The 15,556-nt window shown below is 35.9% G+C and carries 12 protein-coding genes; 5 read left to right on the top strand and 7 right to left on the bottom strand.

The annotated features are described in order from the left end of the window. Window positions 1-84: 84 nt before the first annotated feature. Together ACVBAX_RS21485 and ACVBAX_RS21480 are read left to right on the top strand one after the other, a co-directional pair. Window positions 85-915: a tyrosine-type recombinase/integrase gene (locus ACVBAX_RS21485; protein WP_340906846.1), complete on the top strand. Its 831-nt coding sequence runs from the start codon at window positions 85-87 to the stop codon at window positions 913-915. A gap of 45 nt (window positions 916-960) precedes the next feature. Beyond that, a complete protein-coding gene (locus ACVBAX_RS21480) occupies window positions 961-1,683 on the top strand; it encodes a hypothetical protein (RefSeq protein WP_447118784.1) in 723 nt (240 codons plus the stop codon). Window positions 1,684-1,722: 39 nt separating this feature from the next. Here ACVBAX_RS21480 and ACVBAX_RS21475 read toward each other — a convergent pair whose 3' ends face one another. Continuing rightward, window positions 1,723-2,298, bottom strand: a complete 576-nt coding sequence (locus ACVBAX_RS21475) for a cell wall hydrolase (RefSeq protein ID WP_340906850.1) — start codon at window positions 2,296-2,298, stop codon at window positions 1,723-1,725. Window positions 2,299-2,796: 498 nt separating this feature from the next. Here ACVBAX_RS21475 and ACVBAX_RS21470 point away from each other — a divergent pair, with 498 nt between their 5' ends. The 3 genes from ACVBAX_RS21470 (at window position 2,797) to ACVBAX_RS21460 (ending at window position 5,062) form a co-directional block, all read left to right on the top strand. Next, window positions 2,797-3,852, top strand: a complete 1,056-nt coding sequence (locus tag ACVBAX_RS21470) for a hypothetical protein (RefSeq protein WP_447118783.1) — start codon at window positions 2,797-2,799, stop codon at window positions 3,850-3,852. Window positions 3,853-3,870: 18 nt separating this feature from the next. Beyond that, a complete protein-coding gene (locus ACVBAX_RS21465) occupies window positions 3,871-4,629 on the top strand; it encodes a hypothetical protein (protein WP_340906852.1) in 759 nt (252 codons plus the stop codon). Between the two features lie 274 nt (window positions 4,630-4,903). Next, window positions 4,904-5,062: a hypothetical protein gene (locus ACVBAX_RS21460; protein WP_447118782.1), complete on the top strand. Its 159-nt coding sequence runs from the start codon at window positions 4,904-4,906 to the stop codon at window positions 5,060-5,062. 243 nt (window positions 5,063-5,305) lie between these two features. Here the strand turns inward: ACVBAX_RS21460 and ACVBAX_RS21455 are convergent, their stop codons facing one another. From ACVBAX_RS21455 to ACVBAX_RS21430, 6 genes are all read right to left on the bottom strand, one after another. Continuing rightward, window positions 5,306-5,950: a hypothetical protein gene (locus ACVBAX_RS21455; protein ID WP_340906853.1), complete on the bottom strand. Its 645-nt coding sequence runs from the start codon at window positions 5,948-5,950 to the stop codon at window positions 5,306-5,308. Further along, window positions 5,950-6,486, bottom strand: coding sequence for a hypothetical protein (locus tag ACVBAX_RS21450; protein WP_340906855.1), 537 nt, complete (start codon window positions 6,484-6,486; stop codon window positions 5,950-5,952). Before ACVBAX_RS21450 ends, ACVBAX_RS21455 begins: the two co-directional genes overlap by 1 nt. Window positions 6,487-6,801: 315 nt before the next feature. Then, window positions 6,802-8,832 (bottom strand): peptidoglycan DD-metalloendopeptidase family protein, encoded by a 2,031-nt coding sequence (locus ACVBAX_RS21445; RefSeq protein ID WP_447118781.1) that lies wholly within the window; start codon window positions 8,830-8,832, stop codon window positions 6,802-6,804. Window positions 8,833-8,838: 6 nt separating this feature from the next. Continuing rightward, window positions 8,839-12,582, bottom strand: a complete 3,744-nt coding sequence (locus ACVBAX_RS21440) for a hypothetical protein (protein ID WP_447118780.1) — start codon at window positions 12,580-12,582, stop codon at window positions 8,839-8,841. A 27-nt stretch (window positions 12,583-12,609) separates the two neighbouring features. Beyond that, window positions 12,610-14,697 (bottom strand): VirB4 family type IV secretion system protein, encoded by a 2,088-nt coding sequence (locus ACVBAX_RS21435; RefSeq protein ID WP_447118779.1) that lies wholly within the window; start codon window positions 14,695-14,697, stop codon window positions 12,610-12,612. Then, on the bottom strand, window positions 14,651-15,556 hold the full coding sequence (locus ACVBAX_RS21430; protein ID WP_447118778.1) for a hypothetical protein: 906 nt from the start codon (window positions 15,554-15,556) through the stop codon (window positions 14,651-14,653). The genes ACVBAX_RS21435 and ACVBAX_RS21430 overlap by 47 nt, the downstream gene beginning before the upstream one ends.

The following is a 15,556-nucleotide window of genomic DNA, read 5'->3' as shown; positions in this document are numbered from 1 at the left end:
ACGATATTTTTGTCGAACAGTTATAATGCTATTCTTTTTAAACAACGTAGATTAGAAACATAACCTTCAATAAAAAATCGCAACTTGAAAGAAGGATGTAAACGGTACATTAAACAACGACTTTTAAGCGGTCATAATTTTAGTACATCAGCAGCACAGTTATATACCCGATATTTACCAGGATTTATAAATTTAATAACAAAATTAGAACCCGACTGGAATGATTTTAATCAATTAACTCGCAATCATATCCTTCAGTACATTGAATATCTAAATAGTTATACAAAAAACTTCACCCATAAAAAAGCTAATCCCGAAAAATATAAAAAAGAGGCGCTCAATTGTGTATCCAAATTTTTAAGGGATAGCCAAATGTACGAGTATGACTTTGCACCTAAAAAAAGTGTCTCAACTTTAATCTATCCTGAAGACAAACCAACTGAAAAAAAGAAACCTTATGACCAAGTGGATTATATTCCCGAATTTGTATTGGAGCAATTGTTTAATAATATTAATGAACTTCATCCAAATGTTCAGCCAATTACATGGATTGCTTTTAAGACAGGTCTTAGAATTTCCGATACTCTGGGGTTAACTCATGATTGTTTAGTTAAATTAAATGATAAATATCAAATTGTAACAGACATTGAAAAGACCTACGTTAAAGGACATTCAATACCTATTGATGAACACTTAGCTAATATAATAGCTGTATTAATTGATAGATCTAAACAAATGAGTAATGATGATAATAATCCAAAGAGATACATTTTTGTCCGTTATGTAGGAGCTAGAAAGGGAAAGCCCTACTATCAGCACTGGGTTGCAGAACAACTTAATATATTAGCCCGAAAGGTAAACATTGTAGATGAAAATGGAAACTTATTTCCCTTTTTTATGGTGATATTTTATTGAATAAGAAAATTGAATTAATAAATAATATAAAAAAGGAGGGGTTTTATGAAGTTTGTTAAGAGTTTTATTAGTGGAATAATAATGATTTTATGTATAGATTTCTCTGACGTTTATGCAAAAGGAGACTTAATATCAGCTAATAACCCAATTGAGGAGAAGGATATATTAGTTGGGGAAATAACTGAAGCGAAAATAAAATTGTTTGCTAAAGAAACAGATGAAAAACTTGTTAATTTCAGATTAGAATTAAATGGTTCACAAAGATTTTTCCCTTTTTGGCAAAATGTAGTAAATAAAGCTTATTGGCCAAAACTTTTTTATAGCGACATTACTAAAGATGATAAAAAGGAATTAATTATTGTGTTAACAAAAGGTCATGGCACTGGGGTATTAGAAGAAGAAATTCATGTATTTAACCAGGTTAAATCTAACGATGGGTATATTTACCAGGAAGTGCTTGTTGATAATCCATTAGCTATCGTCTTAAGAAATACAAAAACAAAATTAACTAATAAAGAAGCGATTATAACTATTGGAGAAAAGAAAAGTATAATTAAACTAGATGATTTGGAAATTAACCCTGATAACCTTTTCCCAGATATTTACTCAGGTAATATAATTCGGTTTGATGTATCAAATGGCGAGTTAATATCTACTATAGGTGCAACTATATCCCCATCTGGATATATAGGTGATTTTAAAATAACATATACCCTTAAGGATAAGTTGTATCAAATGAAGAATATAGAATTTATTCCTGTTAACTAATTAAAAGGCATCCAGCAGAGCTTGCCAGATGCCTTTTAATTAGTATCCTGATACCCGGAAAAAAGTATGACCACCGATAACATATTTCTCAACAACCTGAGAATAAGATGCCCCTCCATTAAAGGTGTATCCAACATAAGTCGGGAATTGATAGGTTCTGGATGTATAAACGCTATTTGTATTAAACCAAAGTGTTTTACCAACTGGATTAGTAGCTGTATTTATATTTGAAGCAACTGATAAACTATCAAGCCAAGCAGTAGAAGTAGTTGATGGACAACGAGCAAGGGAAGTGGTCATTCCAGCAAAAGAACCAGGCTTTAAAATTACGCCTGAATAGGTATTACCACCAAATTCAGAAAGGTTCTTAGCAATTCTGTTTTTTACAACAAAGCCTACACCTTTTTTACCAGTTAAAGATTCGGAATATGCTTCTGCATAAATTAAGCGTGCTAATAAATCAGTACTAGTAAGACCATTAAATTCTGATAAGCCCGTTTGATCAGACAAACATGAACCTGCTGCTGAAGCTTTTGATGGTAAACCAAAGTTAATTAATAAAGCAAAAGATAAAATCCCAAAACAAAGAATGCTTGATAATAACCTCTTTTTCACAATCCCACACCCCTTTATTTTTTATTAATAAATAAAATTCTAACAAACTTCTGGAAAAACCTTTATTTATTACAAAAATATGTAAAATGATTACATTGTCCTAGCATTATTCTTGCGCTCAAATATTAATAAGTGAACTTTTGATGAAATGTACTTTAAAATAATAAGGCCATTACATATTAGACATAAATAATATGTAATGGCCTTTGATTTATATGTCTTTTAAAAAGATAGGTATTGATAACTCAAACTAGGTAATAGTTGAATTATCATCAAATGGCACTTCGCTCTTTCCTAAAAGCATTGGAGAAATAAACAATTCTATTCACCCACCTCTACCCAATTTTATCAAGAATGGTCAAAGGTTTCATTGGGAGTTAAAAGGAGTGGAGGAAGTGACAAAATTGGCAGGAAAAGCCTGTCATTTCAGGATTCACCCCTAAAAACAGAACTTGATTATGAATCTATATATGATATAATTATTATAAAGGAGGGGTTATGATGAACACACTACTTAGTGTGGCGAATGCTGCCATTCAATATAATAGAGGAAGACAAACAGGACTAGCAGGTCTAGCGGGTATTGGAATAGCTATCCTTATTGCTTGCTTATGGGATTATATTGTACCAGTTTTTGATTTCTTAGGGATTGTGGATTTTTTAGATAGACACGGACTGCTCTTCGAGGGGGAAGGTGGCTTAACAGGATTTATTCTATTTACGATTGCTGTTAGAGCGTCTATCGCATTTATGGTTATTGGTACCCTTCTTATTACAGTTGGACTTCTACTCTCCAAATTTTTATCTTCTGAATGGGCATTGAAGCTATTAGTTATGCCTGTAATGATGCTAATGTTAATTCCAGTAGTGGTAGTTCTGATGATTAAGGATTACATAACAACTCCAAAATCGGTAAGGGCAGAATATAAAAAGTTAAGAGAAGATAAACAAGCTGAACAAGAACGTCCAATCGTTGATGTTATTAATGAATCTTACGAAACATTGGAATTAGATAGAGCTCTAACGAGATTAGATAGGTTACCAACGCTGGGAGATTCCAATTTCCTATTAGCTTTAACAAATAAGAATGAAATATATGTAATAGTTCCTAGAGTGAAAGGAATGTTTAGTGGACATCATCTTTCAGATGAATTACCCGGAGAAAAATTAATTATTAACAGAGATGTAACAATCGACGATAAAGAAAAATCTTTAATCTCTAAACTTACATTTGACCGAGTAGAAAATCCATCATCTAGAAGAGATTATCGTCTAGGCAAAGTAAATAAGGATGAGGTAGTTCGTTTTTTCCATGCGACTGATGAAGCAGTTTTAAACATGTACTCTGAATTAGCAACAAGTGAAGGTTTTAAGAACTATGTCCACTACGAAGTAAGCTCCTATTTTGAAAGAAAAGAAAACTTACAAAAACAAGTGGCTTCTGCTGCTACTTCTGAAGAGTTTAATGAAAAAGTTGAATTACTCAAAGAAATGAATGCCTACAATGAAGATATTGTTAGGCTTATGTGGGAATCTTCCAAACAGGAACAATAAAAGGAGTGCTTAAAGGGCATGGAAACCAACGAAAATAAAGGTAAAGACTACATTCCCTTACTTCTCCCCTTTAAAAGTAAAGTGACTACTACAAAAGAGTGGGATAGCTTTGTAAAGGAACAAGAACCGTCGCTCCCTTCCGCTTCTATTCTAATCTATAGATACGGTACCTGGAATGATGTTAAGAGGTTACTTGGAGTAAAGGTAAAGACCCCCTATTCAAGAGTAGAAATAGAGAAGATCATAAAAAAATATCGTAAACATATGCTAAGTCGAAATGTTTGGGATAAGTTTGCTAAAAACCATGAACTTCCCACTTCAAGGGCAATAATAGAAGTATTTGATGGTAAATGGAGTGAGGCAAAGGCATTTGTTAATGTTCACACGGAACTTAAGAGGACTCCAGACTATAACAAAGAAGATATAAAAAAAGTCTTACTGGAACATGGAGATAAATACGAAAATCAAAGACAATGGAATAAATTTGCTAGCGAAAATAAACTTCCGAACTATAATACAATAAAAACGCACTTTACTTATGATGAAATGATGAAAATTATAAATAGACCAAAAGCAACGAAAACTCTTAGTAATGAGGAGCTAATAAGTCTTGCACTTGAGCATAAGCAAATGTTTTTTCATTCTAGTATGACTAGGTGGGATGAATATGCTAAAGAAAAGGAACTCCCTAAAAGTAACACGTATCATAAGAGATTTGGTTCATGGAAAATTGCGAAAATTGAAGTGACAAAATCTCAAATGAAAATGGGGAAATAAATTCTTCTTTAAAAATGGATTAGGTGTTGTAAAAAATGAAATCTGACTTTCAATATAGATTGCTGTTGGCTTGTATCCTTGCTTCAATGATGGTAGGAAATTCAAGTTCATTTTCTTATGGTGTGAAAACAATTACTCTAAGTTTATCCTTAATTATTATAGCTATTGTAAGTGTTAGGCTTGTATACATGAAAGTAAAAGGTTCACGGAATTCGTGATAACTGTAGAGTAGGATGTTGTTAAAAGACACTAAATATGTAGGAGAAATTTAAAAATGGTAAAGCTAAAACTAACAAATGATAATATTTATGACTTTATTGAAGAATGGCACAACAGCGATTCTGAAAAAGAGTTACATGAATATCTGGGGCTTACTTTTGAGCAGTATGCATATTGGGTAAAAACTGACCAATTACCAATTACTGATGAATAATAGTACTTGAATTTTGTAAAGGAGTGATAAACATGTTATTTAATCCTGTGGCCATCAGATCGTTATGTTATGCGGGCTTATTATCAAGTGTGCTGGCAATAGTCGTGTGCTATTTATTTCAGGAATATGAGCCGGTTATGACAAAAGGGTTTAGTTTGCTAATATGGAGCTGTGTTTATTGCTTACATAAAAAGCGAGGTACATGGTGAAAGGATTAATATTCATAAAAACAGCACCACTAGTCTAGCTGGTGCTGTTTTCTATATGGTCAATCATATCCCATACTGAATTAGTTATTACATACATCTGATGAACTTCTCCTTCGTGATGAATGTCCTCTACTGTCATCAATTCAAGTATTATATCTGCCTTCTTTTTATCTCTGTATGTAATAGTTAGAGTAATGGAGTTCGTTTCTTGATCCATGAAACCTTTATTCACCTTATAGTCAACCGCTTTTAAAGTCCCTTTTCGGGAAAGTCTTTGCATAATTTCTTCAGTGACAGCAAACTTATCAGGGTTTTTATGTTCGAATAAATCTTTAGATATAGAATCTGGATAGAAGCTAGAAAGAAAGATATCAATATTATTATCAAGCAAACCTGCAATAAAATATTTTATGACATCTTCCTTAGGGTCACTATGGTGATTATGATCCTCTTCAGACGGAGTGAAGAATCCAATTTCTGCTTCCACTCCATTTTTCTCTATCCACTCCGTTGTGTTATTGGCATATTCTTTATATTCTTCCACTTCTGTTAAAACCTCACTTTTTGCTTCTACAAGGTCTATACTCTGTTTTCCGAGTGATGGACTAATAAAAAGATATACAGAGACACCTGCAATGATGAAGATAATAACAAGGGACCAGATAAGTTTCGAATTCATTATTGAGCTGCCCCTTCAGTAGCTTCTAGTTGTTGGCGAAGGATTTTCCATTGGTTTGCTATATTAGCTTGGCTAGTTTTAATTTCAACGTATTCACTTCTTAAATAATCTTTGTCAATTTCGGTATCCGTTTTATTTGCCATATCAATAGCATTAAGAAGCAATTGATGTGAACGATTGATCAAGACAATTAGGTTTTGATGTGCCTCAAAAAGTTCAGGATCCGGGTCTACATTTTCAACCTCAGTTACAAGGGCATTCGATTGTTCAATAGTCCCTTTGATCGCACTAGCAAACTGCTCTCTACTGTAATTTTGGGTATAAAGCCCATCTACAGAATCATTAAATGTCTTAAGTATAGTTGTCATTTCTTTAATAAAACTTTGAAGTGATTTATCGTATTCTTCTAAATATGATTTATTTTCAGCCGTTACTTTTAGATTTGCAGTAGGCTTCTCTTTTGAGGAGCATGCTCCAAGGAGAAATATAGATAATACAAGTGTTAGAGAGATTAAGAATCTCTTTTTCATTTTCATTTTAATTACCTCCAAGTGTATCTAGTTCCTTTTTTTGTATTCTGCCAAAGTAAGTAATAATATAGGGGGAATTCTGAAATCCCCCCCTGAACTCTAATAAGCTTCTGTTCAGTAACAAAAAAACAATTAAAAACTGTCAACCGAAAACATGGATTTACCAACGTTCTTTTGAAAACTACTTACAAAAGAATCACGACAGAACCAATCTCAATTTTTTATACAGAAAGTATGCATTTATAAGAATTCGCTTTAAAGGTTCTTTTGTTCTTTAAGTATTCTTTTGGTTTTTAAATCTATTTTGTCATTCCACAGCTTCTAAAATGGTACTACCAAAGCAGGATTTATAGCATTTGCTTTATTTTGGCTCCAAGCACCAAGATGGACCTCGAAGTGCAAATGGACTCCATCAGAATCTCCTGTATCCCCCATAAGACCAAGAAATTGTCCTTGTTTAACAGTTTGCCCTAAAGTGACAGCACGACCTTGTAAGTGTGCATACACTGTCTCATAGGCTTGTCCACCAATATTATGTTTTATATAGACAACATGTCCATAAGTTCCTGAGTAGGCAGACCTACTAACTACTCCGTCGGCTGAAGCCACAACCTGAGAATCCAGTGCTCCTTTAACGGGAGGGGAAATGTCCGCACCATAGTGCATTCCACCACTACGATTCCCGAACCCAGATGTATTACGACCTACAGCGGGTTTCATAAAACTACCAGGTTGTAGTGGAGGAATCTTGTCTCCGTTTGCTTGATAAGTTGCTGCATTTTTGAATCCTTCCGCTGCATTCAGAACCTTATTGACATACCATTCTGCATGGTTGTAATGCCAAACCGCTCCACGAGGATCGTTAGCATAGTTGTTTTTAGAAAGGTAGTTTGCGGCGGTGTGAACACTATCTTCAACATCCCATGGGTCTGCCTTTCCGTCACCGTTACCATCAACTCCGTATCCCCGACCTTGAGCTATAACTGCTAAACTTGTAATATCTACACTTGGAGAAACCCTACCGCCTCCAATATTGTAGGACCAACCAACCCAGGTTGCGGGCATGAATTGCATGTGGCCGACAGCTCCGGCTGATGATAACATGGTGGGGTGAGTAGAGAATCCGGTTTCGACAAAGTGTATACCGGCAAGGGTATACCAGTGGACTCCGTATTTCTTTTCTGCGGAAAGGTAATATGGCATAAATTGAGGTGGAACACCACCTCCTGGTGTAATGATTCCATCAAAGCCTATGAATCCACCCCCGTACGACCCTCCACCGCTATTTGTAGATAACCATTCACTGTATTCGATAGTGCCGCCCATGAAAAGATAATTCGCTTCTATTAATTTCTTATCATTGATTCCTAAACCATATGAATTTAGGATATTGTCAAAAGTACCATAATCAGTACGTTGAGTTTTTTGAGAGGTAAAGTATTGATTTCTAGTTTTTGTTGTAGTTTTAATCTCTACTTGTCTCTCAGTTTCTACGTCTACATATTTAGTAACTAATTTTGTTACGTACACCGTTTTGGTTGTACAGATATTTTGATACTTAGGAGGATCTTCAGATAATATTTTTCTCTCACACGTTTCTTGTTGTACTGGAACTTGAATCTCTTCAACGACCTTTTTAGTTGTTGTTTCTTTTACCGTCTTATAGGTAGTGACAGTACTACTTTTCCATGCGGAAATATGAGCTGTGTATGTAAAAGAAGTGGAACCGTTCCAATAATCGACATGTTCAAGTTTATCCACGTATTTATCGTCCCTCTTAATATCACCTGTCTTACAGCTACCGTCTTCACAAACAGTGACTTGTGTTTCTGTCCACTCGTTATATCGCCCATATTCAAATTCAGGTGCTAAAGCGGTTGCCATCTTCTTGATAACTTCTTTTATATCTTCATTCTTTGAGAAGGCATCAATTTGGACAGTGGCTGCAATAAGTTTTTCAGGTACTCGGTATGGTTTCTCTATTGAACTATTCATATTTACGGTTGCGTTAGCTCGTTCAACAATATACTGGTGCAGTTTCTTATCTTCTCCTGCTAGTCCTTCGCCTGTGCCAAATAGGAAAGACCAAGCAAGAGAAACCACTACTAGAGCAGTTATGATGGCTAGGGCAATCCCAATTATGGGAAGCCCTACAGTACCAACAATCCATGCGAGCAATTTACCTAATACCATAGCAAACTTTTTAACTGCTATTTTTGCTAGCTTCGCGGCTAGTTTACCACCTTTTTTAGCAAGCTTTTTAACTACTTTTCTACCTTGTCTTTTTGCTTGATCCTCAGCAAATTTCCTTATCTGGGATTTCTCTTCTTGTTCTCTTTCAGGAGGTAACATCTAATTTCACCCCTTTAGAGACTCAGTAAAGGACTTATTTCTAAATTTCTCATTCAATTGTCTAGTCATGTTTCGTTTATTAGGTTTTGAACGAGGAAGTAGTTCATTAATATTATAAATATCGTCTGGTTGGGTAGAGCTAGTATATGTGTCGTTTGGTTTAACTACTAACCGACCTGTGCTTTGTACTGTTTCACAAGGTCTTTCTACAACCTCATTGACTGTTAGTCGGGCATCACCTCGTCCATATGGTGAAATGCGGTATTCGGAACCATCCTTTTTTCCAATTAAATAACTCCTGTTTCTATCTACTACCATACGAATATCTGTCATTTCAGCAATCGCTTGTTTTTGTGTATATTGACCGCTATCAACTAACTGGTTATAACTCTGAACTTCTTGTACCACTCTTGGGTTTTGTGGAGTGTTTCTATTAGCAATGATTCTATTAGGATTCACATTAATAGAACGATTTAGAGTAACTTTTCCACCACCACTATCTTCTTTATAAACGTTAGAAGCTGTAGTGAGCTGACCGTCTTGAATGGCTAAATCTTGAAAGATAGTTTCTCCTTTTGGTAAAGAAGAATCACCAGAAGCAATTCGCGAAACAGTTTGGATGTTTCCTGTCTTGTCTTTAACTTGGATCACTGATTGCCCTCTTGTTGTAACCATTCTGATTGCACCAGCAGCAATTTGTTCTTGTCCTTTTGGCCCGACCATTTGAACCATTTGTTGAATCTCAGATACTTCTTTGACTTGATCGTTAACTAGTTGGTCATATGGCGTTCTTGAACTTGCCCCCATTTTATAACCGCGAACTCCTCCAACGACCCCATTTAGATACGCATTTGCGTTTCTAAAGTTAGCTTGTTTTTCAACAACATTTTCTGGTACATGTGCTTGATAGTGGGAAGCTAAAGATTTACCCCAGGCACCTACTGTTTTTACACCGGATGTCATTATATTTTCAGAATGACTTCTATTGGTCCAAGCTTCTTTTGCTCCTAGTACAGAACCCATTGCCCCTGCTGCAAGTTTGGTATCACTTATAAACTTGGCAGTAGGTGTTATTCCTGTTAGCTCACCTGCTCCGGCAACAGCGCCAGCAACTACTCCACTTAATCCCTTAACAACATTGTTTCCACCTATGATTTTATGATCTAGAGGAATATGTCTTGGCAATCCACCATCTGAAGGAGCTTTTGTCATTAAAGAACTATATTGTTTAGCAAAAGTATCGGAAGCACCCTTAGTGTTCCATTGCTGTATAGCTTGAGATTCCGTCATACCGCTGGATTTCGCACTCTCAATGTAGGACTCTTTATCTCCATTGGTTTTCATCGTTGCCAGATGAGATGCAACAAAGTCTGTATGTACAGCCTTTCCAGAATACAAGGAAGCATTTTGAACTCCACTCGTTGCCCCTTTAACTGCTAATATACCTTCTCTTGCCCCCTTACCAATAACTGAACCTACTTGACTACCAATTTCATTCACGAATTCTTCTTTGTTAACTAAAATTGATTCAGAGGCAGAGCCGAGGTTGTTACTCGCAATTGAAGAGACTGTTTTTGTTATGGATATCTTCTTTTCCTGAACTGCTTTATCCCAAGCGGAGTTTCTTTTATCCTTATGAGTTTGTAAATCCTTTTCAGTTGAATTCGGAGGCAACGGGTTAGAAGAGTCATAGTCTTTCATAAAGCTTTCTTTATTATTCTTCGCCCAATCATTAGTAAGACTTGTTACTGCAGAAGCGACATTGCCTGACCCTAAATTAGATGATAAAGATTTTCCGATAGAGTCCTTCTTGACTTGTACAGCTTTATTCCAAGCGGAGTCTCTATTCATGTTATGAGTTTTTCGGTCTGCTTCAGTAGCATTAGGTGGCAATGGATTAGAAGAGTCATAGTCTTTCATAAATGCTTCTTTATTGTCCTTCGCCCAATCATTAGTAAGGCTTGTTACTGCAGAGGAAAAATCTTTAGCTCTTGCATTTGACGCCCCTAATCCTAATTTTCCAACTGCATTAGTGGCGATAGCACTGATTGTGTTCTTTTTATCTTGTACCGCATGATCCCAAGCTGAATTTTTATTATTGTTGTGATTTCGTATATCTGCTTCACTAGCATTAACAGGTAATGGGTTAGCAACATCGTACTCACGCATGAATGAATCTTTATTATTTTTTGCCCAATCATTTGTTAGATTGTTTACGGTAGAGTCTATAAGATCGGAAGCTTTCGCAACCTTTCCACTAGTTGATTTCATTTCTCCTACAGTAGAACGGGCTTCTTTTAGAAATTCTGCCTTTTTACCAGAAACCTCTTTATCCCACATTTTATTTAGAGAATGATCGTCTGCGTCCGGGAAGCGTTCTTTAAGACCTTTCATAAAACTTTCCTTGTTATCACTTGCCCAAGCATTTGCTTCATTATCAGCTAATGTGTTCGCTAACTTTTCATCTGCAAGGTCTTCGGCATTTTTGACACCTTTAAATTTATCTTTAAAAGCGTTTAGTCCCGCTTTGCCACGGTTAGCCAGACCCTCAATTCCTGCCATACCCGACCGTCCAGCTAGACCGCCTACTACTCCACCGCCAGCAAAACCGACTTGCCCCAGAGCTGCGGAACCCATTGGTCCCATCGGCGAACCTGCTAAAGCTCCTGCCATACCAAATACCGCTTTCCCCATCTTAGATGTAACTTCTCCAGACTTTAACATTCTTTCTGCTCTTTCTGTAGAACCTACATCAGTTCCTGCACCAGCCAGAATCCCTTTAGGATTATCACTTTCTTCTTTAGACACTTCTCCTTTACCAGTTGCTTTGTCTATACCTTGCCCCAAGCCTCTTCTAACTGCTTGAGAGAAGGATTCTCCATTTAAAGCACCTTTAACGGAAGCATACATACCCATAATCGCAGCACCACCCATCATAGAAGCAGCTCTGCTTAAGTTATTGTTCATTTGACCACCTAGACCAATTAAGGATCTTATACTCTCTGTAATCGGAATAAAGATTATGTATAAGATAACGCTACCTAACCCAAAATCATCTTTTGCAACGGCGGTTATAACCCAATAGGTAAAAGCATGAATGGACTGTACAAGTACAGTTCCAGTAAATTCTTTAAATACCCCTAAAGTTATTCCTTTCGTTTGTGGTACTAAATAAAGAGCCACAGCTACAGGAGAAATAATCATAAGCAACATAAGAGTTAATGTTCGCATCATGTAGAAAAAGTTTGCCCATATCCACAAACCTAACAGAATACATCCGATAATTAGCCCTCCGAGAACACCTTTATCAAAGAAGGTATTTACCTTATCTAACGTATTTCCATCGATCATTGCTTTTGCACTTGAGAACCCATTTACAAACATTGAGTTGACCGCAAATATAAGTTCAAAAATAGTACTAAGATTAAAGAAGAGTAGAGCGACAATAATAAAGTCCTTAAAATATTCAATGGCACTTGTTCGATTTGAAGGGTTTATGCCTGATGAGGATATCCTCATAGCAGCAATAATAATTGAAACTAGGATGATCCCAACAGATAATGACTGCATTATGGCCATCCCCTGTGCAACTACTCCAAACTGCTCTTCACTAAAAATCCCATAATATTTATCTTCATTTTTATAGATTAATGTGTTGAGAGAATCAAGGTCTCCCTTAAAGGGGGCATATATCCAGCCCCACATTTTCTCAAATAATATTTTAAAGAGATCCAATATCTTATCTTGCATAAAATCACCCCTTTCCTAATAAATTCCTTATCTCTGTTCAAGAAGCTGTTTGCGTTTCATTTGTTCTTCATATACTGCTTGGTTAGATTCAATAAAGAATAATTCTTCCTGACTCGGGTTTGTCTGTAACCAAACTGAACTTTTACCCATACGGAGGATTCCCTCCCCTTTATCGGGATTACCGAAGAGAATATTAATTTCACCTGCAGAGAGGTCAAAGTTTTCTTGAATTGCTTTTAAGTCAATTTTGTTTTGCTGTAAGAATAAATAAGAATGAGTATTTTGTAAGATACCTCGAGCCTTTGCATTCGTTACAAAGCGAACAAAGTCCTGAGAAGCTAGACGAAGACCCGCATTCCTTTTACGTGCTCTACGTGCCATTTTTTCTAGGAAGCTAACAGTCTGGTCAGAGTCGATTAGCGTCCAGGCTTCATCGGCATAAACAAATTTCTTTTTCGTTGCATTATCAAGGTTCTTAACAAAATGCTCCCATAGGTAGTTCAGGATAACGTGATAGGCAATAGGGCGTAAAAAACCTTCTTCCATTTGACTAATGTTGAAGTTTACAAGCCTTGCATCATGAAGCGATTGGTTTACCCCTTTACCTAAGAAAGTTTGTCCATCAAATATAGGTTTAGAGCCCGTACGTAGAAAAGGTTTGATGGCCGCAAGAAGACGTAATGCCTTTGATTCTTTCTCATAGCGTTCCTTTAGGTATTCATATACATCTGTAATAGTAGGCTCAGGCTTCCTTACTTTCGACTGAATCAGTTGGTTATCAACCTTTACTACTTCATTGCTGAATAAGGAATCAGGGTGGGAAGTTAATTTCAATTTTTCAGCAAAGATATATTGAATTGCCTCTTCTAAATAGTTTCGTTCAAATACATCCAGGCCTCGATCTTCTGAATTTTTACCACGAGCGATAATATCAAAGAAATCAAGAATATCGTTCATTTTTTCTCTTAGCGGAACAAAGCGAACATATTTCTTTCCTTCCTTCTCAACGATTTCACGTTCGTCAGTGTCTTCTAACATTTCTAATTCCTCATCTTGTTCATCAAGAGGAATATCAGTAAAGTTAATGGCTAAAGGGTTGATACAAATATCTTCTTCTTCCGAAATATTAAGATTAATACCTCCTAATCTCTTTGTAATCCGGACGAATTCACCCTCTGGATCTATTAATCTAGAATAAATATTTGCACCCGTTAATTCTCTTGCGATTAAAAGTTTAAGAGTTACGGACTTTCCACTACCTGACACCCCTACCACGAACATATTGTAGTTTTGAGGGCGGTACTCTTCATTCCCAAAACTATTAATAAATTCAAGTTGTCCAGTAATTTTATTTATACCTAATGGGATACCTCCCATATACTTCCCACTTCCACTAATGAATGGAGAAAAAGTAGATAATGCTCTACGGTCCATATTACGAAGGGAATCAGGTAATTCATTTTTTCCAAAAGGCAATACACTTCGGTACCCTTTCTTGATACGACCCCAGGCAGTAGCTAGGGAGAAGAAGCTACTACTCATTTCATCTTCAAGAGCTTCACTATATCTGTTCAGCTCTTTTTCGCTTTGAGCATATAAGACACCAAGAGTACTAACGTTGTACATATCATTTTCACTAAATTGAATTTCTGACATTAAAAGATCAGTATCTCTAATTTTTGATTCTAAATCGTTAATTTGATCAATGTTTCCTCTTTTGGTTTGGAAAGTTAAGTTGGACTGGAGCATGGTAACTTGACGTTGCAATGTTCGGATAGCATCAGTTTTTCCAACTTTGTGAATGTCAACTAGAATATCTACTTCCCCACTTGATGTAATTTTGTATAGCCAGTTTGTTTGCATCTTTCGTGGATAGCCGTCTCTCGGTATGTAGAATGGACGGAAATACGTTTTTGTTCCTAACGACTGTTTAATAATTCCAAAGTCTTCACTGTTTATCTTCAAACCTTCAGGTGAGATAATATCCCACATAGTAGGTTTTGTATCCATTTGGTAATCTGGTGTTTCCTCAACCTCTGTTTGTTTTTTCTTTTTATTTTTAGGTTCTTTAGATGCCTTGTTTTTCACTTGTTTCTTCTTTTTGGCTTCTTTCATATTCTTCGATTGCCTCCTTAACGGCCTCTATTCTTTCGTCTGTTTGGTCAGCAGTTACATACATGGCATTCTTTTCAGCTTCGATCATATCTTTGAATCGTTGCTTGACCGCTTTTCTTCTGTTAAATGTGTGATACAACAATTCGTAAATTCCTTCTGTTGGTAATAAAGAAACTTCTATCTCAGATTTTCTTAATTGGTTCTTGGCGGCATTATATCTTCTCATAAGTTCTGAGAAAGTTTTTTCTACTAATTTCTCTTCTAACTCATCTTTTGAGTCAGCGCTGATGTCACTTGTATTTATTTTGTGAGTGAAAATTAAGTAACGTTTTGTCTCGTATCTTGGTGTTTGTGTTTGCCATTCAATTAAGTCATTAATCATGGATTGTCCAAAGCTCAACGCAGCTTCGTTTAAATCCTCTGAGTTTTTCATGCTATCAGTCATATGTTTAATTGGTTCACTGATATCGATATAACGACTTTGCAATAAACAACTGATGGGATAGTTTATAGAAGCTAGGTAACTTTCAAATTCTTTATCAATTGCTTCTTGTTCATCATGGCTTTTTAAGAAGTAGTTAACTGGTTCAACCTCGGTGATTAACGTAAAAGAGTTGTCATGGTATCGAATCATATGGTTTGATATATCTTTTACATTTTCAAAAAGTTCTTCGAATAGCTGTGGTTCTTGCTCCATTTGTACTTCATGTTTTTTCTTCTTCTTTTTCTTTCCATTTTGGCTAACTGTATTATCTGTAACTACTTTTTCCTTCCAGGGAAGTATGGGTTCTTTCAGCATCATCTTCCAAAATACATAGAAGATAATTGCAACAACTCCCATAATTAATAGGTCTTTCAT

It is taken from the genome of Robertmurraya sp. GLU-23 (assembly GCF_052983275.1).
The sequence above is the reverse complement of the archived record's forward strand: the minus strand, read 5'-3'. Positions and strand labels throughout refer to the sequence as shown.

Bases quoted from the DNA above. Each gene is read 5' to 3' on its own strand.
- ACVBAX_RS21480 (WP_447118784.1), top strand. From the start codon at position 961: ATGAAGTTTGTTAAGAGTTTTATTAGTGGAATAATAATGATTTTATGT.
- ACVBAX_RS21470 (WP_447118783.1), top strand. From the start codon at position 2,797: ATGATGAACACACTACTTAGTGTGGCGAATGCTGCCATTCAATATAAT.
- ACVBAX_RS21465 (WP_340906852.1), top strand. From the start codon at position 3,871: ATGGAAACCAACGAAAATAAAGGTAAAGACTACATTCCCTTACTTCTC.
- ACVBAX_RS21460 (WP_447118782.1), top strand. From the start codon at position 4,904: ATGGTAAAGCTAAAACTAACAAATGATAATATTTATGACTTTATTGAA.
- ACVBAX_RS21455 (WP_340906853.1), bottom strand. From the start codon at position 5,950: ATGAATTCGAAACTTATCTGGTCCCTTGTTATTATCTTCATCATTGCA.
- ACVBAX_RS21450 (WP_340906855.1), bottom strand. From the start codon at position 6,486: ATGAAAATGAAAAAGAGATTCTTAATCTCTCTAACACTTGTATTATCT.
- ACVBAX_RS21445 (WP_447118781.1), bottom strand. From the start codon at position 8,832: ATGTTACCTCCTGAAAGAGAACAAGAAGAGAAATCCCAGATAAGGAAA.
- ACVBAX_RS21440 (WP_447118780.1), bottom strand. From the start codon at position 12,582: ATGCAAGATAAGATATTGGATCTCTTTAAAATATTATTTGAGAAAATG.
- ACVBAX_RS21435 (WP_447118779.1), bottom strand. From the start codon at position 14,697: ATGAAAGAAGCCAAAAAGAAGAAACAAGTGAAAAACAAGGCATCTAAA.
- ACVBAX_RS21430 (WP_447118778.1), bottom strand. From the start codon at position 15,556: ATGAAAGACCTATTAATTATGGGAGTTGTTGCAATTATCTTCTATGTA.